This is a genomic window from Parafrankia discariae (assembly GCF_000373365.1).
Taxonomy (GTDB): domain Bacteria; phylum Actinomycetota; class Actinomycetes; order Frankiales; family Frankiaceae; genus Parafrankia; species Parafrankia discariae.
This window is the reverse complement of sequence record NZ_KB891103.1, coordinates 169,941-196,653: the sequence shown is the minus strand read 5'-3', so window position 1 is coordinate 196,653 and position 26,713 is coordinate 169,941. Positions and strand designations below refer to the sequence as shown.

18 protein-coding genes are annotated in these 26,713 nt (G+C 75.2%); 5 read left to right on the top strand and 13 right to left on the bottom strand.

All coding sequences use genetic code 11. From position 1 onward, the window contains the following. Positions 1-103 precede the first annotated feature (103 nt). The 6 genes from B056_RS34860 to B056_RS0102870 form a co-directional block, all read right to left on the bottom strand. Positions 104-1,603: a sensor histidine kinase gene (locus tag B056_RS34860; RefSeq protein WP_018500402.1), complete on the bottom strand. Its 1,500-nt coding sequence runs from the start codon at positions 1,601-1,603 to the stop codon at positions 104-106. Then, positions 1,600-2,382, bottom strand: coding sequence for a response regulator transcription factor (locus B056_RS0102890; RefSeq protein WP_020572280.1), 783 nt, complete (start codon positions 2,380-2,382; stop codon positions 1,600-1,602). The genes B056_RS34860 and B056_RS0102890 overlap by 4 nt, the downstream gene beginning before the upstream one ends. A gap of 178 nt (positions 2,383-2,560) precedes the next feature. Next, complete coding sequence (locus B056_RS0102885; RefSeq protein ID WP_018500400.1) at positions 2,561-3,010, bottom strand: hypothetical protein; 450 nt, start codon at positions 3,008-3,010, stop codon at positions 2,561-2,563. 153 nt (positions 3,011-3,163) lie between these two features. After that, complete coding sequence (locus B056_RS0102880) at positions 3,164-4,129, bottom strand: acyl-ACP desaturase (protein ID WP_026239258.1); 966 nt, start codon at positions 4,127-4,129, stop codon at positions 3,164-3,166. A 187-nt stretch (positions 4,130-4,316) separates the two neighbouring features. Beyond that, positions 4,317-4,952, bottom strand: coding sequence for a dTMP kinase (locus B056_RS0102875; protein ID WP_018500398.1), 636 nt, complete (start codon positions 4,950-4,952; stop codon positions 4,317-4,319). A 94-nt stretch (positions 4,953-5,046) separates the two neighbouring features. After that, positions 5,047-6,285 carry an amidohydrolase family protein gene (locus tag B056_RS0102870; RefSeq protein ID WP_018500397.1) on the bottom strand — a complete coding sequence of 413 codons (1,239 nt, stop codon included), beginning with the start codon at positions 6,283-6,285 and terminating at the stop codon, positions 5,047-5,049. Positions 6,286-6,515: 230 nt separating this feature from the next. Between B056_RS0102870 and B056_RS0102865 the strand changes: the two genes are divergently transcribed. Continuing rightward, the gene (locus tag B056_RS0102865; RefSeq protein ID WP_154676795.1) at positions 6,516-8,036 is read left to right on the top strand and encodes a type I glutamate--ammonia ligase; all 1,521 of its coding nucleotides are present in this window, start codon (positions 6,516-6,518) and stop codon (positions 8,034-8,036) included. Between the two features lie 248 nt (positions 8,037-8,284). After that, a complete protein-coding gene (locus B056_RS0102860) occupies positions 8,285-11,668 on the top strand; it encodes a pyruvate carboxylase (RefSeq protein WP_018500395.1) in 3,384 nt (1,127 codons plus the stop codon). A gap of 52 nt (positions 11,669-11,720) precedes the next feature. On the opposite strand, the gene B056_RS0102855 is transcribed toward B056_RS0102860, so the two are convergent. The 4 genes from B056_RS0102855 to B056_RS0102840 form a co-directional block, all read right to left on the bottom strand. Then, the gene (locus B056_RS0102855; RefSeq protein ID WP_230202794.1) at positions 11,721-13,223 is read right to left on the bottom strand and encodes a bifunctional glycosyltransferase family 2/GtrA family protein; all 1,503 of its coding nucleotides are present in this window, start codon (positions 13,221-13,223) and stop codon (positions 11,721-11,723) included. Positions 13,224-13,631: 408 nt separating this feature from the next. Beyond that, complete coding sequence (locus B056_RS0102850) at positions 13,632-15,923, bottom strand: glycosyltransferase family 39 protein (RefSeq protein WP_018500393.1); 2,292 nt, start codon at positions 15,921-15,923, stop codon at positions 13,632-13,634. Between the two features lie 248 nt (positions 15,924-16,171). Then, positions 16,172-18,154, bottom strand: coding sequence for a sensor histidine kinase (locus tag B056_RS34855; protein ID WP_018500392.1), 1,983 nt, complete (start codon positions 18,152-18,154; stop codon positions 16,172-16,174). An 8-nt stretch (positions 18,155-18,162) separates the two neighbouring features. Then, a complete protein-coding gene (locus tag B056_RS0102840) occupies positions 18,163-18,858 on the bottom strand; it encodes a response regulator transcription factor (RefSeq protein WP_026239257.1) in 696 nt (231 codons plus the stop codon). A gap of 374 nt (positions 18,859-19,232) precedes the next feature. On the opposite strand from B056_RS0102840, the gene B056_RS34850 reads away from it, so the two are divergent. The 3 genes from B056_RS34850 (at position 19,233) to B056_RS0102825 (ending at position 21,428) form a co-directional block, all read left to right on the top strand. After that, entirely contained in the window at positions 19,233-20,120 is an 888-nt protein-coding gene (locus B056_RS34850; protein ID WP_230202792.1) for a hypothetical protein, read from the top strand. 153 nt (positions 20,121-20,273) lie between these two features. After that, positions 20,274-20,981, top strand: a complete 708-nt coding sequence (locus B056_RS0102830) for a response regulator transcription factor (RefSeq protein ID WP_018500389.1) — start codon at positions 20,274-20,276, stop codon at positions 20,979-20,981. A gap of 51 nt (positions 20,982-21,032) precedes the next feature. Continuing rightward, on the top strand, positions 21,033-21,428 hold the full coding sequence (locus tag B056_RS0102825; protein WP_018500388.1) for a response regulator transcription factor: 396 nt from the start codon (positions 21,033-21,035) through the stop codon (positions 21,426-21,428). Positions 21,429-21,454: 26 nt separating this feature from the next. Here B056_RS0102825 and B056_RS0102820 read toward each other — a convergent pair whose 3' ends face one another. Genes B056_RS0102820 through B056_RS34845 form a run of 3 tightly spaced genes read right to left on the bottom strand, consistent with a single transcriptional unit; the run spans position 21,455 to position 26,399 of the window. Further along, positions 21,455-23,977, bottom strand: a complete 2,523-nt coding sequence (locus tag B056_RS0102820; protein WP_018500387.1) for an ABC transporter permease — start codon at positions 23,975-23,977, stop codon at positions 21,455-21,457. Beyond that, positions 23,977-25,626 (bottom strand): sensor histidine kinase, encoded by a 1,650-nt coding sequence (locus B056_RS0102815; RefSeq protein ID WP_018500386.1) that lies wholly within the window; start codon positions 25,624-25,626, stop codon positions 23,977-23,979. The genes B056_RS0102820 and B056_RS0102815 overlap by 1 nt, the downstream gene beginning before the upstream one ends. Next, on the bottom strand, positions 25,623-26,399 hold the full coding sequence (locus B056_RS34845; RefSeq protein WP_020572279.1) for an ABC transporter ATP-binding protein: 777 nt from the start codon (positions 26,397-26,399) through the stop codon (positions 25,623-25,625). Before B056_RS34845 ends, B056_RS0102815 begins: the two co-directional genes overlap by 4 nt. Positions 26,400-26,713: the final 314 nt, after the last annotated feature.

The window sequence follows — 26,713 nt, the reverse complement described above, 5'->3', positions numbered from 1 at the left end:
CCTCACGCCGACCCGGGTACGCCGTCGGGAGCCAGCCGCCGACATCGTCCGGACCGCCCCCGCGCCCCTTCCCTGTGGGCCGGAACGGGCCGTCCACCGCAGGTCAGGCCTGGTCAGCGGGGGTCTGGTCGGAAACACCCCCAGGCAGGTACACCCGAAAGGAGGTGCCCCCCTCGGGGGTGCTGCTCACTTCGGCGCGACCGCCGTGCGCGGCCGCCGTGGCCGCGACGATCGACAGCCCGAGGCCGCTGCCGGAGCGGCCCCGGGCCCTGCTGCCGGCCGCCCGGTAGAAGCGGTCGAAGACGTGCCGCGTGACCTCCGGCGGCATGCCGGGCCCGCCGTCCTCGACCGCCAGGACGGCCGTGCGGTCCCGGGCCGGGGTGGCCGTGTCCCAGCCGGTGACTCGCACGGTCACCGGGGTGCCCGCGGGGGTGTGCACGCGCGCGTTGGTCAGCAGGTTGCCCAGCAGCTGGCGCAACGCGTCCGGATCACCGGGGACGTGCCGGCCGGCCTCGGGACCGGTCTCGACCTCGACGGTGACCGGGCGGCCGGGATCGACCGCCCGCAGGTTCGCGGCCGCGTCCTCGGCGATCGTCACCAGGTCGACGTCCACCCGGTCGCGGGGGCGCAGCTCGTCGAGGTGCGCGAGGTAGAGGAGGTCGTCGACGAGGGTCTGCATGCGGGCGGTCTCCTCGGCCACCCGCCGCAGCGTGTCGTCGGTCTCGGCCGGCGGGACCATGCCGGCCCGCAGCAGGTCGACGTAGCCGCGGATCGACGTCAGCGGCGTGCGCAGCTCGTGCGAGGCGTCCGCGGCGAAACGGCGCAGGTTGTTCTGGGAGGCGACCCGGGCGGCGAACGCGGCCTGGATCTGGCCGAGCATGATGTTCAGCGCCCGGCCGAGCTGGCCGGTCTCCGAGCGTGGCGACCCCTCCGGCACCCGGCGGGACAGGTCGCCGGCGGCGATCGCGGACGCGGTGCGCGCGGTGGCGCGCAGCGGGCGCAGGCCGCGGGTGAGCAGCAGCCAGGCCAGCGCGGCGATGGCGGCCAGCACCACCAGTGCCGCGACCGCCGCCGCGGCGACCAGCCGGCGCAGGGTGTCCCGGACGGTCGTCAGCGGCTGGGCGATCAGCGTCTCGCCGCCCGGGAGGTGGTCGAGCACCGCCCGGTACCGCTCGCCACCGTAGGTGACGGTGAACGGGGTGCCGTCGACGGCCGGCGGCACGGTCCGCCCCGCGGGGGATCTCTCCGTGGCCGCCGCCACGCCCCGCTCCGCGGCCGGCCCGGTGTCGATCCGTGTGAGCAGCGGCTGGGTGAGGTCCGCCGGGCCGGCCACCCGCAGGATCCGGCCGTCGGAGCGGCGGGCCTCCACCACGTAGTCGGTGGGCGCGACCGCCCGCTCCAGGACGGGCCGGCTGTCCGCGGGCGCCCCGGCCAGCAGCGCCGTCAGCGGCAGCCGGGTGACCTGCTCGACGGCCCGCAGCCGGACGTCGACGCGGTCGACGAGGTAGCCGCGCAGCGCGACGACGGTCGCGACGATCGTCAGGCTGAGGCCGATGGCGGTCAGCGCCACCAGGCCGAGCATGAGCTTCAGCCGCAGCGTCATCGAGAGCGCTCGGGCCCGCCGGTCTCGGGCCCGGGGGCGCGCAGGGCGTAGCCGAAGCCGCGCTGGGTGTGGATGAGCGGCGGCCCGTGCTGGCCGAGCTTGCGCCGCAGGTAGCTCACGTACTGGTCGACGACGGTCGGTTCGCCGTCGAAGTCGCTGTCCCACACCGCGTCCAGGATCTGGGCCCGGGAGAGCACCCGGTTGGGGTTGTGCAGGAAGTAGCGCAGCAGCGAGAACTCGGTGGGGGAGAGCTCGACCGGCCGGCCCGCGCGGCGCACCAGGTGGGCGTCCGGGTCGAGCTCCACGTCGGCGTAGGAGAGCAGGCCGGGCGCGGACGACGGCTCCGGTTCCGGGCGGCGGGTCCGGCGCAGCACCGCCCGCACCCGGGCGATCAGCTCCTCCACGGCGAACGGCTTGGTGATGTAGTCGTCGCCGCCGTAGGTGAACCCGGTGATCTTGTCCCGGTGCGCGTCGCGGGCCGTGAGGTAGACGACGCCGACCTCCGCCCCGTCCGCGCGCAGTCGCCGGCACACCTCGAACCCGTCGGCGTCGGGCAGCATGACGTCCAGGATCAGCAGGTCGGGCCGGTCCGCGGCGGCGCGGGTGAGCGCCTCCCGGCCGGTGGCCGCCGTGACGACGTCGAAGCCGTGGAAGCGCAGCGCCATCCGGACGAGGTCGACGATGTTGGGCTCGTCGTCGACGACCAGGATCCGGGGGGCCCGGGCCGGGGCGGTGGCGTCCTCACCGGGCCGCGGCGGCGGTGGTGGTGCGTCCCTCATCTCACCCATCCTCGAACAGCCGGCGTCCGGGACCGCGTCCCGGCGTGGCGGGTCGGCGGGGCACGGCGTGCACCGAGGAAACCCGCCCGACGTGAGAGGAACGTGTGAGGCGGTGGCGCCGAGAGCCGCCGGCGCCGACCCCGCCCGGCGGTGGGCGGGTGGCGGCAGTCGCGTGGCGTCAGCGGCAGTTGATGACGCAGGTGGGCACGGCGACCGGGGGGAGCCGGAGGTCGAGCACCGGCTCCTGGCCGTGACCGCCGCCCGGGCGCGGCCGCGGGGAGCGCGCGGACCCCGCCGCCCCGGCCGGGCGGGTGCCCGCCGTGGACGTCGAACCGGCCGGCCGGGTGCCCGAGCCGCCCGCCGCGACGGTCTCGCCGCCGGCACCCGAGCCGGGCGGCGGAGACCCCTGCCGCTTGGCCCCGGAGTCGGGAGTGCCGGTGACGGTGCCACCGGCGGGTGCGCTGGTCGTCGTCGGGGCCGGGGAGGGGGACCGGGCGGCGGCGGTGCTTTCCGGGCTGGCGCCCTTCTGACTGATCAGGACCGCCACCAGCAGGACGACTCCCGCCAGCACTCCGAACGCCGCCTGGATCGGGGAGATCCGGCGCGCGGACCCGCGATGCTCGCTCACTGCGCTCCGTCCGTCACAGCGCTCCGTCCGTTCCGTCCGTTGTCGGGCCGGTGCGACCGGATCATCCGGCCGGCACGCCACGGACACTACGGATGTCGGGCAGCCGTTACGAACACCACCCCCGCGTTCCCCCGGCCGGGCTGTTCCCCCGGCTCAGCCGACCGGAACCGCCGCGTCCTGCCGGTCCTGCCGGTCGCGGCCCTCGCGCGCCTCGCGGCGGGCCTGGGCGGCGGCCTTCTTCTCTTCCTGCCGGGTGGCCAGCGCGTCGAGGCCGGCCATGAACTCGCCGATCTCGTCCCGGGCCTTCGCCGCCTCGCCGGACAGCCCCTCCAGGTCGAGGAGCTTCCAGTGCCGAAGGATGGGCGAGACGACGTCGTCGTGGTGGATCCGCAGGTCGTAGATGCCGGCCTGGGCGATGTAGCGGGCCTTGCGGCCGAAGTCGCGGATGCCCGTGCCGGGCATCTGGAAGTTCACGATCTCGTCGCGGATGACCGGCACCATGCGGTCGGGCGCCAGCCCGAGGGCCGCGGCCACCAGGTTCCGGTAGAAGATCATGTGCAGGTTCTCGTCCGCCGCCACCCGGGTGAGCAGCTTCTCGGCGAGCGGCTCGCCGGTGACCCGTCCGGTGTTGCGGTGGCTGACCCGGGTGGCCAGCTCCTGGAACGACACGTAGGCCATGGCCTCCAGCGGGGTCTTGCCGCCCGAGTCGTAGCCGCGCTGCATCTGCAGCATCCGGTCGCGTTCGAGCGTCACGGGATCGACCGCCCGGGTCACCAGGAGGTAGTCACGCATGGCCATCGCGTGCCGGCCCTCCTCGGCGGTCCACCGCCCGACCCAGGTCCCCCAGGCGCCGTCCCGGCCGAACGCGACGGCGATCTCACGGTGGTAGCTGGGCAGGTTGTCCTCGGTGAGCAGATTGACCTCGAAGGCTATCTGGGCGGCCTCGGACAGCGCTGACTGGCCGGGCTCCCACGGGGTCGTGTCGAAGTCGCGGCCCAGGCTCCACGGCACGTACTCGTGGGGCATCCACTCGGCGGCGAGCCCGAGATGCCGGTTGACGTTGGTCTCGGCGACCGGTTCCAGCTCGCGCAACAAATCGATGTCCGTAGGTGATCCCATAGGTGAACTCTTGCATCGCGCCATGATTCGCCGCCATGGCCGCAGGGTGTGGAATCCGGGGACGGATCTGTTCCCTCGGAACAGATCTGGTTGGCTACTGTCCGGCCGGTCAGGGACCATCTCGCCATCTGGGGACAACTCGGGGACGAAATGTGGGTCCCGCGGCCGCGCGGTGGCGCGCTCGGGGTCAGGCGAACAGGGTGCTGAGGATCTTCGGGGCGCCCGTCTCGCGGTCGACGACCATCCAGGGCGCGACCCAGCCGTCCGCGGCCAGCGACAGGTAGATCTCGGCGCAGCGCGCCTGCAGGCCCGCGTCGCTCTCGAAGGTGTCCAGCGCCCGGGCGGTGTCCCGCGCCGCGCGGGCCCGCGCGGCGGCCCGCGCCGTCTCCACCGGGACGTCCAGCAGCACCTGCAGGTCGGGCCGGGGCAGGCCCAGCCGGGTCAGCTCCAGCTCGGCTATCCAGTCGAGGAACTCGGCGCGCTCGGGAGCGGGCAGCCGGGCGGCTCCGTAGGCCGCGTTCGAGCCGAGGTAGCGGTCCACGAACAGCACGTCGTGCGCGGCCACGCACCTTGCCAACTCGGGCAGGGCGTTCGCCCGGTCGAGCGCGAACAGCACCGCGGTCGCGCGGGCCGAACCGGCCAGGCCGGCGAGCCGTTCGTCGCCGTCGAGCATCGCCCGCACCGCCGTGCCCAGCGGGCCCGCGGTGTAACGGGGGAAGGCGAAGGTGCCGGCGGTGCGCCCCGTCGCGGTCACCGCCTCGACCAGGCGGGTCGTCAGCGTGTTCTTGCCCGCGCCGTCGACCCCCTCGATCGCCACGATCATCGGCCCGGCCGCCCGGTTCTGGTCACCGCGGGTACGCCGGTCACACCACAGCGGCCGAGGCGCTGGTCAGGCTGGTCAGTCCGGGTGCTGCTCATCAGTCGTCGAGCGTAGCGGGCGCCGGCGTGGTGACCCGGGGCCCACTCGACCGGCCGGGGGAACGCGACGACGTGACGGCGGTCGTCTCGCGCCCCGCCTCGGCGAGGCGGTAGATGCGCCGGGCGTTGCCCGCCCCGATGAGCTCGGCGACGCGCCCGGCGTCCTCGTCGGTCCAGTCGCCGTCCGCGACGCCGTCGCCGAGCACGGTGGACAGGGCCTGCCGGAACAGCCGGGCGCCGAGCAGGTAGAGCTCGGCGAGCCCGAACGCGTCGGTGGAGAACAGGAACCTGCTGAACGGGGCGAGCTCGAGCGCCTCGGCCAGCAGCGCCGGGGCGCGGCGCCCGACGTTGTGCAGGGCGAGCCCGACATCGAGGTGGACGGTCGGGAACACCTGGGCCAGGTAGCCGGCCTCCCGGTGATAGGGGTAGCAGTGCAGCAGCATCACCGGCACCCCGGTCGGCGCGAGGGCCCGCAGCAGGCCGGTGAGCAGCAGCGGGTTGCACCGGAGCAGGTCGAGCTCGGCGTCGCCGTACCCGACGTGGATCTGCACCGGCAGGCCGGCGTCCACGCCCGTCCAGATCAGGAACGCGTGCAGCACCGGGTCGGCGAGCCGGATGGGGACCCCGCGGCGGATCAGGCCGAGCCAGTCGCGGACGGCGGCCGCCACCTCCCGGTCGGTCGGGCGGCTCGCCGGCAGGTCGAGGCCGACCCGGTAGGCGGCGACCGACTTGAAGCCCACGGTCGTCGGGCTCGCGCCGGCCACCCGCTCGCGGACGGTGTCGGCGAAGTGGGTCACCCCGAGCTGGCCGGTGAGGATGTCGACCGCCAGCGCCTCGGCGAGGCGCTCCAGCCGCAGGATGTCGTGGCCCGTGCCGCCGCTGGCGGTGGCTATCTCGGTCGCCGACGTCAGCGGCTCGGGCAGGTAGCCGGCGTCCACGCAGAACGCGCCGATGCCGGCGGCGCGCAGGAAACGCCGGTTGACCTCCTCGACGCCGAGCTCCTGGCGCCGCGCGAGGTAGACGTCCGGCGCGGCGTGCCGGGGCAGGTCCAGGACGGGGGCGCACCAGCGGCGCACGGCGAACCCGAGGTGGCTGTCGAAGAGGGTCGTCCCGGCCGGGCCCGGCTCGTCGGCCTCGGTGAGCATCCGCTCGAAGCCGGGACGGTCGAGATCGCGCAGGAGCAGCCCGTGACAGTGATGGTCGACCAGGGAGAGGCTCTCCACACACGGCAGCACCACATGATCGTGCCCGTTTCACCGCCCGCGCATGCGTGCTGACGGAGGTTAGTCGGCCGCCGCCGTCCACCGTCAGCCACAGCCTGTGGATAACTTGTGGATGAATGCCCTCGCTCTGGGGACAACCGAACCGCGAAGCCAGGATGTCCGCTGCCCACCGGGGATTTCGGGGGTACCCGCCTGTGGACGACACCGGTGTGCGACCGGCCCCGATTCCGAGGATCATGCCGGTCATGAACCAGGACATGGCCGGGCCGGTGGCGGCCGAGCTGACCGCCCGGGACGTCGTGGCGGTCGCGCTCACCTGGGTGGACAACGCGGGCGTAACCCGGATGAAAGGCGTGCCGGTGGCCCGGCTGGCCCACGCGGTGAAGCACGGCGTGGGCGCGTCACCGACCTTCGACGCGTTCCTCGTCGACGACTCCACACTCGTCACCCGGTACGCCGGCGGGCCGGTCGGTGACCTGCGCCTGCGCCCCGACCTCGGCCGGCTCACCCCGCTGCACGCCCAGCCCGGCTGGGCCTGGGCGCCGGCCGACCGCTTCGACCTCGCCGGCCGGCCGCACCCGCAGGACTGCCGGGCCCTCGTCCGGGCCCAGACCGCGCGGCTGGCCGGCCGCGGGCTGCGCTGCCTCGCCGGGTTCGAGATCGAGTGGACGGTCTCCCCGGCCGGCCGGGACGACTTCGTCCCCGCCTGCTCCGGGCCCGCGTACGGGATGACCCGGGTGGTCGAGCTCTCCGACTACCTGCGGGATCTGACCGTCGCCCTGACCAGCCAGCGGATCGCCGTCCTGCAGATCCATCCGGAGTACGCCGCCGGGCAGTTCGAGGTGTCGGTCGCGGCGGAGGACCCGCTCGGGGCCGCCGACACCGCCGTGCTGACCCGGGAGACGGTGCGGGCGGTGTCGCTGCGGCACGGGCTGCGGGCCTCGTTCTCGCCCAAGGTCCTCGCCGGCAGCGTCGGCAACGGCGGTCACCTCCACCTCAGCCTGCACCGCACCGGCACCGGCACCGGCACCGGCACCGGCACCGGCACCGGCACGGGCACGGGCACCGGCAACGGCGATGGCGACGGCGACGGTCCCGGCGGCGGCACCGATGCCGGCGACGGCCTTGGTGGGACGAGTCTGATGTCCGGCGGGACGGGGCCGTGCGGCCTCACCGCGGCGGGCGAGGCGTTCGTCGCGGGCATCCTCGGACGGCTGCCCGCCCTGATGGCTCTCGGTGCCCCCAGCGTGGCCTCCTACCTGCGCCTCGTGCCGTCCCACTGGGCCGGGGCGTACGCGTGCTGGGGCCTGGAGAACCGGGAGGCCGCGATCCGGCTGATCGTCGGGGCCGAGGGGGCGCCGGGGGCGGCGAACGTCGAGGTCAAGTGCTTCGACCTGGCCGCGAACCCGTACCTGGCCGTCGGTGGCGCGCTGGCCGCCGGGCTCGCCGGCCTGGAGTCCCTGGAGGCCCTGGAGTCCCCGGGGTCTCCGGACGATCCGCGCCGGGCCGGCACCGCCGTACTGCCCGAGCCGGTCGGGTGCGATCCGGCGGGTCTGGCCGGCCCGGAGCTCGCCCGGCGCGGGATCCGCCGGCTGCCGACCGGGCTGGGTGAGGCGGTCGCCGCCTTCGAGGCGGACGAGGTGCTGCGCGACGCCCTGGGCATCGAGCTGCACGCCACGATCATCGCGGTCCGCCGCGGCGAGATCGAGCTGTTCGCCGGCGAGGATCAGGCCGAGATCGTCGCCCGGCTCCGCTGGCGCTACTGAGCCGGGCGCGGGCCCGGACGCGGGCCGGACGCGGGCCCGGGCGGGCCCAGGCACGGGCATGTGGCCGGTCGTGGCCGGCTCCCGGACCGGTGGCGTGGTTGGGTACCACCGAGTCGGGGGTAGGCAAACCTGTGCCCGCGCGTGGCGTCACATGTCACGACCTTTGGCGCCCGGCGGGGAATCCGCACAGAATTGGCGGACCTTCGGTCTGTGCGAGACGTACCGCCGACGTTCGTGAGGAGCCGCGCGTGCGCAAGGTACTGGTGGCAAACCGCAGTGAGATCGCGGTGCGGGTGTTCCGGGCCGCGCACGAGCTCGGGTTGCGGACAGTGGCCGTCTACACCCCCGAGGACGTCTCCGCGCTGCACCGCACGAAGGCGTCCGAGGCCTATGAGCTGTGCGAGCCGGGTCACCCGGTCCGCGGCTACCTCGACATCGACGCGCTGTTGCGGGTCGCCAAGCAGGCGGACGCCGACACGCTGCACCCGGGCTACGGGTTCCTGTCGGAGTCGGCGGTGCTGGCGGAGGCATGCGCGGCGGCCGGCGTGACGTTCGTCGGCCCGCCGCCGGCGGTTCTGCGGCTGACCGGTGACAAGGTGGCGGCGCGGAACGCGGCGATCGCCGCGGGGCTGCCGGTGCTACGGGCCTCCGAGCCGCTGCCGGACGGCGTCGGCGCGCGGGAGGCCGCGGCCGAGGTCGGATTCCCGCTGTTCGTGAAGGCCTCGGCGGGTGGCGGTGGGCGTGGTCTGCGCCGGGTCCTGCGCCCGGAGGACCTCGCCGACGCGGTGGCGAGCGCGTCGCGGGAGGCCGCGGCGGCGTTCGGCGACGGGACGGTGTTCCTGGAGCAGGCGGTGGAGCGGCCCCGTCACGTCGAGGTGCAGGTCTTCGCCGACGGCTACGGGAACGTCATCCACCTGTTCGAACGGGACTGTTCGGTCCAGCGTCGGCACCAGAAGGTCGTCGAGATCGCCCCGGCCCCGGCGCTGGACGGCACGCTGCGCGACGCCCTGTGCGACGCCGCGGTGCGCTTCGCCCGCCACGTCGGCTACGTCAACGCCGGGACGGTGGAGTTCCTGGTGGGCGCGGACGGCGCGTTCACGTTCATGGAGATGAACCCGCGCATCCAGGTGGAGCACACGGTGACCGAGGAGGTCACCGGCGTCGACATCGTCGCCGCGCAGCTGCGGGTCGCCGCCGGGGAGAGCCTGACCGACCTCAACCTCACCCAGGACGCGATCGCCCTGCGCGGCACCGCCATCCAGTGCCGGGTGACGACCGAGGACCCCTCGGACGGCTTCCGCCCCGACACCGGGACGATCACCTTCTACCAGTCGCCGGGTGGGCCCGGGGTCCGCCTCGACGGCGCCACCTACCCGGGCGCGGAGGTCAGCCCGTACTTCGACTCGCTGCTGGTCAAGCTGACCGCGCGCGGCTCCACGCTGGAGAAGGCGGCCCGGCGGGCCCGGCGGGCGCTGGGCGAGTTCCGGGTCCGCGGCGTGCGCACCAACATCGAGTTCCTCAGCCGGCTGCTCGAGGACCCCGACTTCCTCGCCGGCGGGGTGACGACCTCGTTCATCGACGAGCGCCCCGGGCTGGTGAACGCCCTCGACAACGGGGACGCGACGAGCCGGATGCTCGCCCGGCTGGCGGAGAGCACCGTCAACGGGCACGCCCGCCCGGCGGGGGTGGCCCTGACGGAGCCGCGCACGCTGCTTCCGCAGCTGCACCCGGCCGACACTCCGGCGGCCGGGTCGCGTCAGCTGCTCACCGAGCTGGGGCCGGCCGGCTGGGCCGCCGAGCTGCGGTCCCGGACCGCGCTGGCGGTCACCGACACCACCCTGCGCGACGCGCACCAGTCGCTGCTGGCGACCCGGCTGCGCAGCTTCGACATCCTGGCCGCCGCGCCCGCGCTCGCCGAGCTCACCCCGAACCTGCTGAGCCTGGAGTGCTGGGGCGGGGCCACCTACGACGTCGCGCTGCGTTTCCTCGCCGAGGACCCGTGGGAGCGGCTGAGCGCGGTGCGGGCGGCGGTACCGAACATCTGCCTGCAGATGCTGCTGCGCGGGCGCAACGCGGTGGGCTACACCCCCTACCCGGACGACGTCGTGCGCGCGTTCGTCGCCGAGGCCGCCGCCAACGGCCTCGACATCTTCCGGATCTTCGACGCGCTCAACGACATCGAGCAGATGCGCCCGGCGATCGCCGCGGTGCTGGAGACGAACGCCGTCGCCGAGGGCACCCTGTGCTACACCGGCGACCTGACCGACCCCGGCGAGCGGATCTACACCCTCGACTACTACCTGCGCCTGGCCGACCAGCTCGTCGAGGCCGGCGTGCACGTCCTGGCGATCAAGGACATGGCCGGGCTGCTGCGCCCGGCCGCCGCGCACGCGCTGGTCGCCGCGCTGCGGGAGCGCTTCGACGTACCCGTCCACCTGCACACCCACGACACCGCCGGCGGCCAGCTCGCCACCCTGATCGCGGCCAACGACGCGGGGGTGGACGCCGTCGACGCGGCGGCCGCGCCGATGTCCGGTGGCACCAGCCAGCCGAACCTCTCCGCGCTGGTCGCGGCCACCGACCACACCCCGCGGGCGACCGGCATCCGGCTCGGCGCGCTGTCCGCGATGGAGTCGTACTGGGAGGCCGTGCGCGACCTGTACTCGCCGTTCGAGGCCGGGCTGCGCGCCCCGACCGGGGCGGTGTACCGGCACGAGATCCCCGGCGGGCAGCTCACCAACCTGCGCCAGCAGGCCATCAGCCTCGGCCTCGGTGACCGCTGGGCCCAGGTGACCGAGTGCTACGCCGTCGCCAACGACCTGCTCGGCAAGCCGATCAAGGTCACCCCGACCAGCAAGGTCGTCGGTGACCTGGCACTGTTCATCGCCGGCGGCTCGGTGGACGTCGACCGGCTGCGTGAGCATCCCGAGGAGTACGACCTGCCCGCCAGCGTGCTGGGCTACCTGGCCGGCGAGCTCGGCACCCCGCCGGCCGGCTTCGCCGAGCCGTTCCGGGAGCGGGCACTGGCCGGGCGCCACCCCGAGCCGCCCGCGGCCACCCTCGCCCCCGAGGACGCCGCCGCGCTCGCCGAGCCCGGCCCGGGGCGGCGCGCGGCGCTGTCCCGGCTGCTGTTCCCCGGCCCGTGGAAGGACTACCAGCAGGCCGTCGCCACCTACGGCGACTCCTCGGTGATCCCGACCGAGGCGTTCCTGTTCGGCCTGGAGCCCGGCCGCCCGGCCAGCGTCATGCTCAAACCCGGCGTCGAGATCATCGTGACGCTGGAGACGGTCGGCGAGCCGGACAGCGCCGGCATGCGGACCCTCTACCTGCGGGTCAACGGCCAGCCCCGCCCGGTCCGGGTCCGCGACAACTCGATCAAGGCAACGGCCACCGCGGCCCGGCACGCCGACCCGTCCGACCCCACCCAGGTCGGCGCCGGCCTGCCCGGGATCGTCACCTTCGCCGTCGCGGCCGGCGACGAGATCGAGAAGGGCCAGAAGCTCGCCGTGGTCGAGGCGATGAAGATGGAGGCCGCGGTCACCAGTCCGGCCGCCGGGAAGATCGCCGAACTCGTCCGCTCCAGCGGCGAATCGGTCGAGGTCGGCGACCTGCTCCTGATCCTGCGCCCCTGACCGGCCCCCGCCCCCCGTTCCCCGTTCCCGGTGGGGCGGGGCCGCCGGGGCCTCAGAGCCGGTGCGCGCCGTGCCCGGAGCGGCCCGGGACGTCGCCCGGGCGGTCCGGGCCGCCGTCCGCTGACGGGTTCGCCGCGGCGGCCGGGCGGCGCAGCCGGGACGGGTGGAACACCCAGGCGCGCATCAGCAGGAACCGGATGACCGTCGACGCCAGGTTCGCCAGCACGAGCACGCTGACCTCCGGGAACCGCCCCGGGGAGTCGCTCGCCGCGTGCAGCGCGGCCAGCGAGCCGCTGGTCAGCGCCAGCCCGATGGCGAAGACGAACAGCCCCTGCAGGTGATGGCGGCCGGCGTCGCCGCGGCCGGTCACCCCGAAGGTGAGCCGGCGGTTCGCGGCCGTGTTCGCGACCGCCGTCACCAGCAGCGCGATCAGGTTCGCGGCCTGGGCCCCGGCCGCGGTGCGCAGCAGCACGAACAGCACCAGATACGCCAGCGTGCTGGCGATCCCCACCCCGGCGAACCGCAGCAGCTGCCCGGTCAGCCCGGCGGGCACGCCGATCACCGTGGCTCTTCTCCCCGCCGCTCCGGTCCCGCCGATCTCCGCCACTCCGGCTCCGCTCGTGGTCGTCTCCGGCCCGGCCGGCTGGCCCGGGCCCGTGTTGGCCGCCCAGGTCAGGGGGGCGCGTCCGAACTCGTGGCGCAGCTGCGCGACGGGCAGCGCGCCCGTCCCGAGGGCCCGGGTGAGCCGGACGACGCCCTTCAGGTCCGCCAGCGCGGTCGCGAGGACGTCCACCCGGCTGTCGGGGTCGTCCACCCAGTCCACCGGGACCTCGTGGATGCGCAGGCCGCACCGCTCGGCGATCACCAGCATCTCGGTGTCGAAGAACCATCCGGTGTCCTGCACCAGCGGCAGCAGGCTCGCGGCGACGTCCGCGCGGATGGCCTTGAAACCGCACTGGGCGTCGGTGAAGCGAGCGGCGAGGGTGCCGCGCAGCAGCAGGTTGTAGCAGCGGGAGATCACCTCCCGCTTCGGCCCGCGCACGACTCGGGACGACGGCGCGAGCCTGGTCCCGATCGCCAGGTCGGAGTGCCCGGAGATCAGCGGGGCGACCAGGGGGAGCAGCGCGGCCAGGTCCGTCGACAGGTCGACGTCCATGTAGGCCAGGACGGGCGCGGCGGAGGCGCCCCAGGCGGTGCGCAGCGCGCGGCCGCGCCCCTTCGCCTCGAGATGGATCACCGAGACCTCGGGCAGCTCCTGCGCCAGCGCCTGGGCGATGGCCAGCGTGGTGTCGGTGCTGGCGTTGTCCGCGACCGTGATCCGGAACGGGTACGGAAAGGCCCCCCGCAGATGGGCGTGCAGCCGGCGCACGCAGGGCGCCAGGTCGTTCTCCTCGTTGTAGACCGGGACGACCACGTCGAGCACGGGCTGGCCGGCCGGGAGCAGCCCGACCCGCGGCCTGGGCACCAGGTCGGTCCGTTCCGCCGGGGCGGAGCGGGTGGCCGTCACGTGGGAGCTGGTCACCCTGCTGTCGCTGGTCCTGGCATCCGTCGTCATGTTGTTCACGGTCCGCCCGGGGCCTGTGCCCGGAGTGTGCCATCCCTGTGCCCCCGCTGTGAGACCGCCTCCCGGGCGGGCCGGGAGGCGGCGGTGTCGCCGCGCTCTGGCCGGGCCGGGGTGTCGCCGGTGCCTCGGCCGTCGGCGATCCTCGGTCTGGCGGTGGAGGCCCCGGGGCCGATGCCGGTGCTCGGCTACTCGCGATTTGGTTTCTTTCTCGCCGTTTCAGGGGGCATTCCCGGCGCAGTCAGCTCTGAAGGGGCGAGCAGGATGCCAAACGGCGAGCAGGCTGCCCCGATGTCGGGGGTTTTTATCCGTTAGATGCAGGTGTGGGGTGCGCGTAACGCCGCGTGGCGGGCGGGTGAGTCCAGGGACTCGCCCGCCCGCCACAATTGTGCCGATTCGGGGTCAGGCTGTGGTGGTGCCGCCGGTGGTGGTGTCGGTGGTGGTCGTGGTGGTCGGGGTGGTCAGGTTGTAGAGGGTCGTGCCGTCGACGGTGGTGGCGGTGAAGTTCGCCGCCACCCAGGCGGCGATGTCACTGGACGCCTGGCTGCCGCCGTTCTGCCCGCCGAAGCCGCCGCCGCCGATGAAGTAGTGGATGCGGCCGTCCGCCACGTACTGCTTGAACTGTTCGAGGGTGGGGGAGGGGTCGCTGCCGTTGAAGCCGCCGATCGCCATCACCGGATCACCGCTGGCGAGCTGGTAGCCAGCCGCGGTGTTCGACCCGACGGACGCCGCCACCCAGGTGTAGGACGAGGCGTCCGCCTTCAGCAGCGCGAGGACCTCATCGCTGGGCTTACCGGCGTCGAGCAGGCCGCCCATGCCGCCACCCATACCGCCGCCGGGCCCGCCCTGAGCCGTGCCGCCCTGAGCCGCGCCGGCGCCGCCGGGGGCCGTGCCGCCCGTCCCGCCCGGGGCTGTGCCGCCGCCGGGGACCTGCGTCGTTCCCTGCTGCGCCCCGCCGTTGCCGCCGAACAGCTGCCGTCCGCCACCACCACCGCCCGGGCCGCCGCGGCCACCCGGGCCGCCGAAACCCGAGCCGGCCGGGCCCGCGGACGGGATGGAACCGGTGTGCGGGGTGGCCGCGGTCGCGACCGAGTAGCCGAGTGGCCCGAGCAGCGCCGCGACCAGCGCGGCCGCGACGACCACCAGCCGGGCCGCCCGCGGCAGCCGGGAGAGCACGATGAGCAGCAGGGCCGCCGCGAAGCCGACGATCAGCACCACCCAGCGCATCCACGGGTTCCAGTCGGGCGTGCGATCCAGCAGGACGTACGACCACAGGGCGGTCAGCACCAGGATGCCGGCCATGGTGGCCGCGGCGACCGGGTGCTCCCGGCGGCGCCACAGGGTCGCGGCCCCCATCCCGACCACGGCGCCGACCGCCGGCGCGAGCGCGACCGTGTAGTAGGCGTGGAAGATGCCCTGCATCTGGCTGAACACGATGCCGGTGACCAGCAGCCAGCCGCCCCAGACCGCGAGCGCGGCCCGTCCGGGGTCGGTGCGGGGTGCCCGCCGGGTGATCCACAGACCCGCCACCAGCAGAGCGAGCGCGGTCGGCAGCAGCCAGGAGATCTGCCCGCCGACCTCGGAGCCGAACATCCGGCCCCAGCCGGTAGCGCCCCACATGTTGCCGCCGCCACCACCGGCACCGCCCGGCGCGCCGCCACCGCCGACGCTGCCGGACTCGTTGCCGGTCAGCCGGCCCAGGCCGTTGTAGCCGAGGGTCAGCTCCAGGATGCTGTTGTGCTGCGACCCGCCGATGTACGGCCGGGCCGAGTCGGGGACGAGCTCGACGATCGCGATGAAGATCCCGGCCGGGACGACCAGCCCGAGCACACTCGCTCCGACCTGCCACAGCCGCCGGGTGAACCGCGTCGGCGCGGTGACGAGGTAGACGAGGCCCAGCACCGGGACGATCAGCAGCGCCTGCAGCATCTTCGTCAGGAAGCCGAAGCTGATGAACACCCCGGCCCAGACCAGCCAGCGGGTGCTCGCGGTCTCGACGGCGCGCAGCGTCGCGTACGCCGCGGCGACCAGCAGCAGGACGAGCAGGGCGTCCGGGTTGTTGAACCGGAACATCAGCGTCGCGACCGGGGTGATCGCCAGGACGGCCCCGGCGAGCAGCGCCGCGCCGGCGGGGAAGGCCCGGCGCACCGCGGCGTAGAGCAGGCCGACCGTGGCGACGCCCATCAGCGCCTGCGGGACGAGGATGCTCCAGGCGTTCACCCCGAAGACGCGCGCGGACAGCGCCATCACCCAGATCGAGGCCGGGGGCTTGTCGACGGTGATGGAGTTCCCGGCGTCCGAGGAGGCGTAGAACATCGCCTTCCAGCTCACCGAGCCGGCCTGCACCGACGCCGAGTAGAAGGCGTTCGCCCAGCCGGAGGCGCCCAGCCCCCACAGGTAGAGGACGGCCGTCGCCGCGAGCAGCCCGAGCAGCGCGGGCCGCACCCACCGCGGGTCGTCGGGACGCCCCCGCGCGAACCGGCCGATCCGACCGTCACCGGCCAGATGCCGCCCGGACGCCCCGCCCGCCCGGCCGGGAACACCGGCGGGCCAGCGCGTGCCCGGAACGGTCGCGTGGTCGGTCCCCGGGTAGGCCGCGTGGTCGGCCCTCGGGTAGGCCGCACGGTCAGCCCCCGCGTAGGCCGCGTGGTCGAACTGGTCGGTCGGCGGTGACGGCGTCGGTGAGGTCGGCATAAGGATCAGGGTCGGACGTCGACCTTTCCCGACCTTGTGCCCTGCCTGTGCATCACCTGTGGGTACTGGCGCCCAAGTCGCGCAGCACATCGCAAGAACGGGCCGCCGGGGCACCGGGCGGCCCGGCCGCCGGGGCAGCGCCGTTCCGAGTTGCCCGGGCCAGTCCATCTGCTGGTGGCGCGACTTGCTTCGACGGGCACACCCCGGCGGCCCGACAGACCTGATCTCGCCACGTCAGCCCAGCGCCGTCAGGCCGGGGAACCGCTCACCGAACGAGAGTGGCTGCCCGACGCCGTCCCGCCGCGCGGACTGGTCTCCGCGGCCGTCACGGCGGGGTCGGGGGCGTCGGGCGGGCAGCTGTCGACGGTGTCCGGCGGGTCGGGAGCGCCCGGGTCCAGGGCGCTTGGGTCGGGGGTGTCCAGGGGCAGGACCACGGTGAAGGCGGTGCGGCCGGGACGGCTCGCCGCCGAGACCCGTCCATGGTGCGCCTCGACCACCGCCGCCACGATGGACAGGCCGAGCCCGGTGCTGCCGGCCGCGCGGGAACGCGAACTGTCCCCCCGCGCGAAGCGCTCGAACACCTTCGGGAGCAGCGCGTCCGGGATGCCCGGCCCGTCGTCGATCACCGAGAGCACCGCGGACGGCCGGTCCGCGCCCGGCTCGTTCGCCGCCGGAGCGGAAGGCGTCGAGGCGGAAGGTCCCGAAGCGGAAGACGCCGGAGCGGAAGGTCCCGGAGCGGAAGGCCCCGGCTCGACGGTCAGCCGGGCTGTCACCCGGCTGCCCGGCGGGGTGTGCGTGCGGGCGTTGGCGAGCAGGTTGGCGAGGACCTGGTGCAGCCGGGCCGGATCGCCCGCCACGGTCACGGGCATGCTGGGCAGGTCCAGCTCGAAACGGTGTTCGGGCGCGGCCACATGGGCGTCGCTGACCGCGTCCACCACGAGCCGGGAGAGGTCGACGGCCTCCCGCACGAGCGGGCGTCCCGAGTCGAGGCGGGCCAGCAGCAGCAGGTCGGAGACGAGCGCGGTCATCCGCGCGCTCTCGGACTCGACCCGGCCCATCGCGTAGGCGACGTCCGGCGGGACGGTGCCGCGGGTGCGCCTGGTGAGCTCGGCGTAGCCGCTGATCGCCGCCAGCGGGGTGCGCAGCTCGTGGCTGGCGTCGGCGAGGAACTGGCGCATCCGCGTCTCGCTGGCGTGCCGGGCCGAGAAGGCCGCCCCGATGTGGCCGAGCATCCGGTTCAGCGCCGCGCCGACCTGCCCGACCTCCGTCCGGGGGTCGGTGTCGACGTCCGGCGCCACCGCCATGAGGTCGACGGCCCCGCGGTCGAGCGGGAGCTCGGCCACCCGGCTCGCGGTCGCCGCGACCCGGCTCAGTGGCCGCAGCGTGACCCGGATGATCGCCGCGCCCGCGATCCCGGCGGCCAGCACCCCCAGCGCCGCGACGATCGCGCCGGCGATCCCGACCTCGGTCAGGGTCGCGCTGACCTCGTTCATCGGCACGCCGGTGACGAGCACCGTCTGCCCGTTGGGGTCGAAGTGCGCGACGAGGCGGTAGTCGCCCCGGTCGGCGATCGCGCGGGTGTGCTCCTGGCCGTCGAGCGGGATCTGGGCCACCACGGCGGCGTCCACTCCGGTGAGCGGCTGCACTCCGCCGTCGCTGTCGATGACGGCGACGGCGGCGTTCTCGATCAGGGAGGTCAGGTCCGGGGCCGCCGCGCCCGGCGGTGGCGCGCCTCGCAGCGCCTCGCGCGCCGAGCCCTGGGCGGCGGTGTCGGGATCCCGTAGTTCGAAGACCGCGCCGAGGGCCCCCGGCGGCTGACCGCGAAAGTCCAGGAAATCGTTCACCCGCTCGTCGGCGGTCCGGGCGGGCCTGGGCTGGGTCAGGCCGGGTGTACCTGCGCCTCCCGGTCCGGCGATGCCGTAGCCGGGCAGCAGGACCGGTCCGGACTGGCTGGTCGGCCCCCAGCGGCGGCTCGCCTCCTCCAGCCGGTCGTCGAGCTGCTGGATGAGCACCCCGCGCAACGCGACCGCCGTCACGAAGACGATCACCGCGGACATCACGGCGAGCAGCGCGAGGAGCAGCGCGAGGAGCCTGGTGCGCAGCGACCAGCCGGCCGGGCCGTGCCGCCGGTGGGCGCCCGTGGAGCCGGCGGTGCTTACGGGGCCCGTGGCGTCTGCGGTGCCCGTGGTGCCTGTGGTGCCTGTGGCGCCTGTGGCGCCCGTCATCGTCACGGGCCCGGTCAGGTCGCCGGCCGGAGCACGTAGCCCGCGCCGCGCATCGTGTGGATCATGGCGGGACGGCCGGCGTCGATCTTCTTGCGCAGGTAGGAGACGTACAGCTCGACGACGTTCGCCTGACCGCCGAAGTCGTAGTTCCACACCCGGTCCAGGATCTGCGCCTTGCTCAGCACCCGGCGCGGGTTGCGCATGAAGAAGCGCAACAGCTCGAACTCGGTCGCCGTCAGGCGGATCTCGCGGCCGGCCCGGGTCACCTCGCGGCTCTCCTCGTTCATGATGAGATCGCCGACGACCAGCACCGCGCCGTCCCAGATCGTCGAGCGGTGCAGCCGGCGCAGCAGCCCGCGCAGGCGCGCGACGAGCTCCTCCAGGCTGAACGGCTTGGTGACGTAGTCGTCGCCGCCGGCGGTGAGGCCGGCGACCCGGTCCTCGACGGCGTCGCGGGCGGTGAGGAACAGCACCGGTACCTCCGGGCTGTCCGCGCGCAGCTTGCGCAGCACCTCGAGGCCGTCCATGTCGGGCAGCATGATGTCGAGCACGACCGCGTCCGGCCGGAAGTCGCGGGCGACGCGCAGCGCGCCGCGCCCGTCCGGCGCGGTGCGGACCTCCCAGCCCTCGTAACGCAGGGCCATGGACAGCAGCTCCGACAGTGTGTTCTCGTCGTCCACGACCAGAATCCGAGGGCTCGACGGCTGCATTCCGTCAGCATGAGGCGCATTCCTGTGGGCTTCCTGAACGTCGCCTGTGGGTTGGCTGTGCCCCGTGTGGGCGGTGTGCCCGGCCGGCCGGGCGCGGCCGGGCACATATCCAGCGCTCAGCGTCGTCACAGGCTGCGCACAGGTTGTCGGCCAAATCTCCTTCCGACGGCCGGGACCGACCCGCCGGGACGAGGAGTTCGGACATGAGTCACGTCGGGCCCGACGACCCGCCCGAGTCCTCGCCGTCGAGCGGGCCGGCCCCGTCGCCGGCCGGTGGGAATCCCCAGCCGCCCGGCTGGACCGGGTCACCGGCCTGGAGTGGGCCGCCGCCGTCGCCGGGATCAGCCCCGAGCGGGCCTGGGCCGGGTGTGCCTGTGCCTGGACCGGGCCCGGGGGCGAGCGCGCAGCCGCGGGTGGCTTCGGGTGCGCTGCCCCGGTGGAGCCTGGGGCGGACGGCCGTGGCCGGTGTCATCGCGCTCGGCCTCGCCGTCGGCGCGGCGGCCGCGGTGAACGCCAGCAGCCTCGGCTCGGACGGAGCCGGTGGTGGTGCAGGTGGGGCGCGCGGCGGGCCGTTCCAGCTGATGAACCCGGCCGGCTCGGCGGTGACGGGCGGTGTCGGCACCGGCTCGCTGCACGGGGAGTTCGTCACCGCGGACCGCTCCGGGGGCTACACGACCGTCCGGACCCAGTCCGGCGCGGTCACGACGGTGCAGCCCACCGCCGTCACGGTGCGCAGCACGGACGGTTTCACCGCGACGTACACGGTCACCGACGAGACCCTCGTGGACGGCCGCACGGGCGGGATCGACAACGTCGACGTCGGCGACACCGTCGGGGTCACCGCGACCGTGCCCGACGACAACCCGGCCGACGGCACCACGTCGACGGCCGCCGCGACCGCGACCGCGATCATCGAGGAGACGACCGGCCAGAGTCAGGGCCAGAACCAGAACCAGAACCAGGGTCAGGGCCAGGGAGGTCAGGGCCAGCTGCCGAACGGAGCGGGTGGCCCGATGGGAGGCGGCGGGCTGAACGGGGGCACGTTCCCCGGCTCGCAGCCAGGGCAGGGCGCGCCGTCGGGGCAGGGCACCGGGTCGACGAGTGGGGTGGCCCCGACCTCCCGGGGCGGAGCACCAGTGCCGCCCCCGCCCGGCATGGCCGGCCCGGTCGCGCGGCAGACCGCCCTCGTCCCGTCAGCCATCCGGCTGGAGGGCGGCCGGGGCGGCACCGAGACCGGCACGGCCGTGGCCACCGCCGCCTAGCCCTGGCCACCGCCGTCTGGTCCTGGTCGACAACGCGGGCGACATTTCCTCGACACCCGCCGGTCCGGGCCCGGACCGGCGGGTGTCGTCGGGACGACGGCATCGTGTCCAGGTGGCCCGCTATGGGTGTCAGGCCGCGCCTACAGTGGACCAATGGCCGTTCGTGTAGTCCTCGCTGAGGACAACGCCCTGCTCCGGCATGGTCTGGCGACGCTGATCGAGCGGGCGGACGGCCTGGAGCTCGTCGGCACGGCGACCGACCGGCCGTCCTTGGAACAGGCGGTGCGCGACCACGATCCGGACGTGGTGGTGACCGACATCAGGATGCCGCCGTCCCGTTCGGACGAGGGCATCAAGGTCGCCGGGTGGCTGCGCCGGGAACGCCCGGCGGTCGGCGTGGTCGTCCTCAGCCAGCACGCCGAGGCCACCTACGCCCTCGCGCTGCTCGAAGGCGGCTCATCCGGGCGGGCGTACCTGCTCAAGGAGCGGGTGGCCGGCGTGGACGACCTGCTGCGGGCCATCCGCGCGGTCGCGGCCGGGGAGTCGGTGATCGACCCGGCCGTGGTGGAGGGGCTGGTCGCGGCGAACGCGCGCCGCCAGCACACCGAGCTGGACCGGCTCACCCCGCGCGAGCGGGAGGTGCTGAGCCACATGGCCCAGGGCTGGAGCAACGCGGCGATCGCCGGGACGCTCGTCCTGTCCGAACGGGCGGTGGAGAAGCACAGTAACTCGATCTTCGCGAAGCTCGGCCTGACCGACGAGCCGGACCTGAACCGGCGGGTGAAGGCCGTCCTGCTCTACCTGCACTCGGGGCATCGCCCCGCAAGCGGGTCGACGGGGAAGGTAGCCACACCGACCTGATGACATGGTCGCACCCTTGGTCACCGTGAGCCGCACCGCGAGACTGTGTCCATGAGCTCCCCTCCGGCGGTCTCCGTGCTGGTCGTCGACGACCAGCGGCCCTTCCGGCTCGCCGTGCGCGCGGTCCTGCGCCGCGCCGCCGGTTTCGTCCTCGCCGGTGAGGCCGAGACGGGCGAGGACGCGCTTACCGCCGCCGCCGAACTGCGCCCTGACCTGGTGCTCATGGACGTCAACCTGCCGGGTATCGACGGCGTGGTCGCCGGCGCGCGCATCCGCGCGGACGCGCCCGACACGGTCGTCGTCCTGTGCTCGACGTACGGGCGGACGGACCTGCCGGCGGCCGTCGCGGCCAGCGGGCTGGACTACCTCTGCAAGGAGGACCTGGCGCCGAGCGTCCTGCGCGAGATCTGGAGCCGGCGCACGCCGCCGTCCGAGCCGCCCCGATAGCCGGGGCTGGCCCCTGCGGGGGGTGGTCACTCCCCGCGCAGGACGGCCCCCGGGAGCAGCCGCCACGCGCGCCAGGCGGGCAGGGCGGCGACGAGCAGGCCGACGACGATCGCGGCCGGTGGGAGCGTGACCAGCATCCACACCGGGATCGCCAGGTCGGCGGACACCCCGGTCGCGGTCGCGATCTCCCACCAGATCAGGCGTCCGATCAGCATTCCGGCCGGCAGGCCGACGGCGACGGCCAGCGCCGCGCTCACACACGAGGTGGTCAGCGGGATGCGGGCCGTCTGGGACGGCGTGAAGCCGAGGGTGCGCAGGATCGCGAGCTCGCCGTGGCGGCGCCGCCAGGTGGTGCCGGCGGCGTGGCCCGCGGCGGCCACGGCCAGCGCGGCGAGCACGGTCTGCAGCAGGGCCGGGAGCCGGCCGATGCCGCCCAGGTTGGCGATCTCGGTCGGCGGACGGCCGACGTCCAGCTCGTACTCGGTGCCCAGCGCGGCGGCGAGGTTCACCGGGTCCACCCGGTCGACGGCGCGGACGAGGGCGCTGCGCAGCGGCTGCGTCCGCTGGATCCGGGCGAGGGTGTCCGGCTCGACGAGCATGCTCTCGCCGAGGCGCTCCCCGCCGGGGACCGGACCGACCCCGATGCCGACGAGGGTGAGCAGGGCGTGCCCGCCGTCGTTCGCCGTCACGCTCACCGTGTCGCCCACCCCGAGGGCGAAGCGCCGGGCGGCCCGCGGGCCGAGGACGGCCTCGTCCGGGCTCCGTGGCGCCGCGCCCTCGAAGATCGTCCACCCCACCGGCTCAGTGGACGTGCCCGGTGTGGCCTTCGGTGTGGTCGCCTTCGGCGAGAGGGCGTAGACGGCGACGTCCTCACCGGGGCCGGTGTCGCCCCGCCCGATCGCGCCGGGGCCGGCGTCGCCCGGGCCGTCGCCCTGGACCGGGTCCGGTGCCCGCAACGCCCGGCCCGCGGCGTCGACCTCGACGGTCGCGGTCGACGCGTCGAGCATGCTGACGGCGGCGATCCGGGGGTCGGCCGCGAGCCGGTTGACGATCTCCGGGCGGGCGTCGGTGACCTCCAGGTCCGCGTTCCATCCGTACCGGTGCGGCTCGTCGACCAGGCGGTTCAGGCCGGCGGCGATCGTCGCGGCGGCGACCAGCCCGGTCACGCCGATGGCCGCGCCCGCGACGGCGGGCCGGCGGGTGGCCGGCGAGCGGTCCCGGCGGCGCCCGAGCGCGAACGCGGTGCCGATCCACAGCCAGACCGGGCCGCGCATGCCGGCCGCGCCGTGGGCCGGCGAAGAGCCGGCCCCGCCCCGGCCCGTCGCGACCGCAGTCGCCGACGCCGACGCGGGGTCGGCCGGGCGCCGTCCGACGCGGGCCGCGGTGCCGCCGGCGAGCAGCAGGGTGATGACCACGGCCGCCGCGCCGGCGCCGCACACCAGCGCGAGGTGCGGCGCGTAGCCGGGGTGGGGCTCCATCCCGGCGAGCGGCCCGAGTGGTTCGAGCAGGCCCGCGAGGAGGGGACCGGCGGCGGCGGTCACCCCGGCCAGCCCGGCGGCGGGCAGCGCCGCCAGGGTCCGCGCGCCGGCCCGGCCCGGCCCGGTGAGGCCGAGGACCGCCTCGATGCGCTGGGCGTGCGCCCCCGCCGCGTGGTGCCGGTAGAACGCCTGCCCCGCGGCGGCGAGGCCGGCGACGCCGACCACGACGGCGAAGACGACCAGCCCGGTGACGAGGACGCGCTGGGTCGCGCCGATGCGGGCGTCGCCGTCGGTCGCCGGGCTGGACACCTGAAGCGCGGGGAACTCCCCGGCCAGCGGGTCCCGTGCCAGGCCGTCCCCCAGCCGCCGCAGCGCCGTGCTGACGGCCGCGGCGGTCCGCGGGCCGGGCTCGAGCCGCAGCATGACCGAGGTGGAGACGGGATCGAGCCGGCCGGCCAGGGCCGGGCTGACGGTCAGCGGCATCTGCCGGGCGTTCTCGCCGGCCGTCCGGGTCAGGCCGGTGATCGTCAGCTTCAGGACGGGCCCGCCCGGGGTGCCGAAACCGGTGTCGAAGCTGAGGAAGTCCGACGGGGTCAGCAGCCGCAGGTGCAGCGTGTCGCCGACGGCCACCCCCCACCGGGCGGCCGCCCGCTCGTCGAGGACGGCCTCGTCCGGGTCGGCCGGGTCGTACCCGTGACCGCTGACGACCACGGGCTCGTACAGGCCGTGGTGATCGGCCGGGCCGCCGATGATGCCGAGGTAGGCGAGGGAGGGCTGGTCCTCCAGCCGGCCGACCATGCCGACGCCCGTCCACGCCTGGGCGACCCCCGGGACGGCGGCCACCCGCCGGGCCAGCTCCGGGTCGTGGCTGAAGTAGCTCACCTGGAGGTCCGCCACGGCGGAGGCGCGTTCGAGGCGGTCGTGCGCCGTGGCGGTGCGCCGGATCAGCGCCGCCGTCCCGGCGACCACGGCGACGACCAGGCCGATGAGCACGCCGAGGGCGACCAACGCCGCCCACCGCCGGCGCAGCTCACCGCGCGCGATCATCCCGATCGCGCCGAGGACGGCCATCAGCCGCCGCCCACGGGCACGACGCCGATGACGCCCGTCCCCGAGCCGGGGGACGACTCCCAGCGCAGCGTGCCGCCGATCGCGCCGATGCGGTCCGCCATGTTCGTCATGCCGTGGCCACGCGCCGAGCCCTCCGGTTCGAAGCCGGCGCCGTCGTCCCACACGGCGAAGGTGAGCGACCCCTCCCGCTCGCCGAGCGTGACGTCCACCGAGCTGCCGGGGGCGTGCTTGGCCGCGTTCTGCAGCGCCTCCAGGCAGCAGAAGTAGACGGCGGCCTCGACGTCCGGGGGGTAGCGGCCGATGTCGTCGGCCCGCACCGTCACGCCGACCGTGGAACGCTGCCCGGCGGCCCGCAGCGCCTCGGTCAGGCCCGAGGAGCGCAGCAGCGGCGGGTAGATGCCGTGCGCGAGGTTGCGGACCTCGGTGATCGTCTCGGTCACCTGTTCGGCCATGGCGGTGAGCAGCTCGTCGGCGGCGGCCAGGTCCTCGTCGCGTTCCGGCGCGCCGGGCACGCCGGCGCCGCCGCCGGTCGGGCCGCCGCCGTCCGAGTCGCCGCCGTCCGAGATGAGGTCGCGGACCAGCCGGAGGCCGACGGCGAGCGAGACCAGCTGCTGCTGGGCGCCGTCGTGCAGGTCGCGCTCGATCCGCCGCCGCTCGGCGTCCGCGGTGGCGACCAGCCGGGCCCGGGAGCCGCGCAGCTCCTCGTTGGCGTGCCGCAGGTCGGCGAGCGCGTCGCGCAGGTTGGCGTCGAGCTGGCGGTTGTGCAGCACGGTGCCGACCCGCGTGCCGAGCTCGGCGAGCATCCGGTCCTCCGCCTCGGAGAACCGGGGAGCCTCCGGCGGCCGCTGGGCGACGAGCATCCCGAGCAGGGCACCACCGGCGCGGGCGGGAACGACCCGCACCTGGGTGTCCAGGTACCGGCGGGCGAGCTGGGGGACCCACAGCGACAGCCAGCCGGGCCCCGCCACCCTGGTCCGGGCGAGCACGATGAGATCACCGGCGGTGAGGGCGATCGCCGAGCCGACCTCGGCGGGCCCACCGACGTCCGGTGTGCCGGCGGGTGGGCTCTCCGGGGTCACGACGGCGGCGGTGAGGCGACCGGCCGCGCCGGTCCAGATCTCCACCCGTTGCAGGGAGAGGCTGCGCCGGAGGGCGTCACCCAGCCCGGCCAGCGCCTCGTCCAGGCTGGTGCCACGGCTCGCGTCCTCGCCGAAGGTCCGCAGGACGTCGTCGGGCGCGTACCGGGCGCCCCGCACGGCGTGCCGGACGAGCGCCGCCGTCCGGGCCCGCGCCCCGGCCGCCAGGACGGCGGCGAGGGCCGCCGCCATCAGGACCGGGCCGGTGAAGCTCTCGCCGCCGTCCGGCGGGCGGTGCCCGAGGGTGGCCAGCGCGCCCGCGAGCCCCACCGCCGCGATCGCGGCGAGACAGGCGAGGTCGGCGGCGATCGTCAGGACACGTTCGGAACGGCGCCGCGCCCGGGGCGCCCAGCCGGCGGCCACCCCGGCGGTGAGCAGGACGGCGTCCAGGGCCAGCGGGGCGGACCACGGCGGCGTCCCGGCGCCGAGCAGGCGCGGGGCCGCGCACGCGGCGCTCACCGCGGCCCCGGCCAGCACGGCCGCGGTGAGCAGCTGGCGCCGCGGGTGCGTCACGCCGGCACCTCGGCCCGGCCACGACCGGCACCCGCGCCGCCGCCGGCGGCACCCGAACCGCCGCCGCCGCCGGCGCGGGTGCCGCTGACGGAGACACGGCCGTCGCGCATGGTGACGATCCGCTGCGCGCCGGCCGCCACCTGCGGGTCGTGGGTGACCATCAGGATGGTCTGCCCGCGCTCGTGCAGCCGGGTGAACAGATCCAGGACCTCGGCCGCCCCGGCCGAGTCGAGCGCCCCGGTCGGCTCGTCGGCGAGCAGCACGGTCGGCTCGTTCGCGAGCGCGCGGGCGATCGCGAGGCGCTGGCGCTGGCCGCCGGAGAGCGTGCCCGGCATCGAGTCGGCCCGCTCCAGCAGCCCGAGCAGGTCGAGCAGGTCATGCCCACGCCGGACGGCGGCGCGCCGGCCCGCGCCCGACAGCCGGGCGGCGAGCACGACGTTGTCCGCCACGGACATCGCCTCGAGCAGGTGGAAGAACTGGAACACCATCCCGACGTGGCGGCGGCGCAGCCGGGCGAGATCGGCCTCGGACAGCGCGGTCAGCGCGATGCCGGCGACGGTGACCGACCCGTCGTCGACCCGTTCGAGCCCGGCGACGACGTTCAGCAGGGTCGACTTGCCGCTGCCGGACGGCCCCATCACCGCGACGAACTCGCCGCGGGCCACGGTCAGGCCGGCGCCCCGCAGTGCGTGCACCGGGGCGGTCTCGGCGTCGAAGGTGCGGTACACCGACCGTAACCGGACGGCGGGCTCGTCCGCCCCCGTGCCCGACACCCCGGATGACCCGGATGACTTCGGCGTCCCGGGCGCCCCGGGCGAGGACGAACCGGATGACCCGGTCGAGTCCGACACGGCAATCGCTCCTCACACCCACCACCCGGCGACTTCCGCTGGGAACTGACCATTTCACCCGACCGGAGCGCTCGGCGGTAGGCCGGCACCCAGTCGGCGCGGGTGGTGGTGGCCTCACCTGAGTCGGGCCGTCGAGTCGGGGAGCGGGTGGGCCGGATGGTGTCCTCGCCCCGGTCCACCGGGTGGCATGTCGCATCTGGTGGTACTGGCATCCCTTGCACCGCAACGTGATCTTA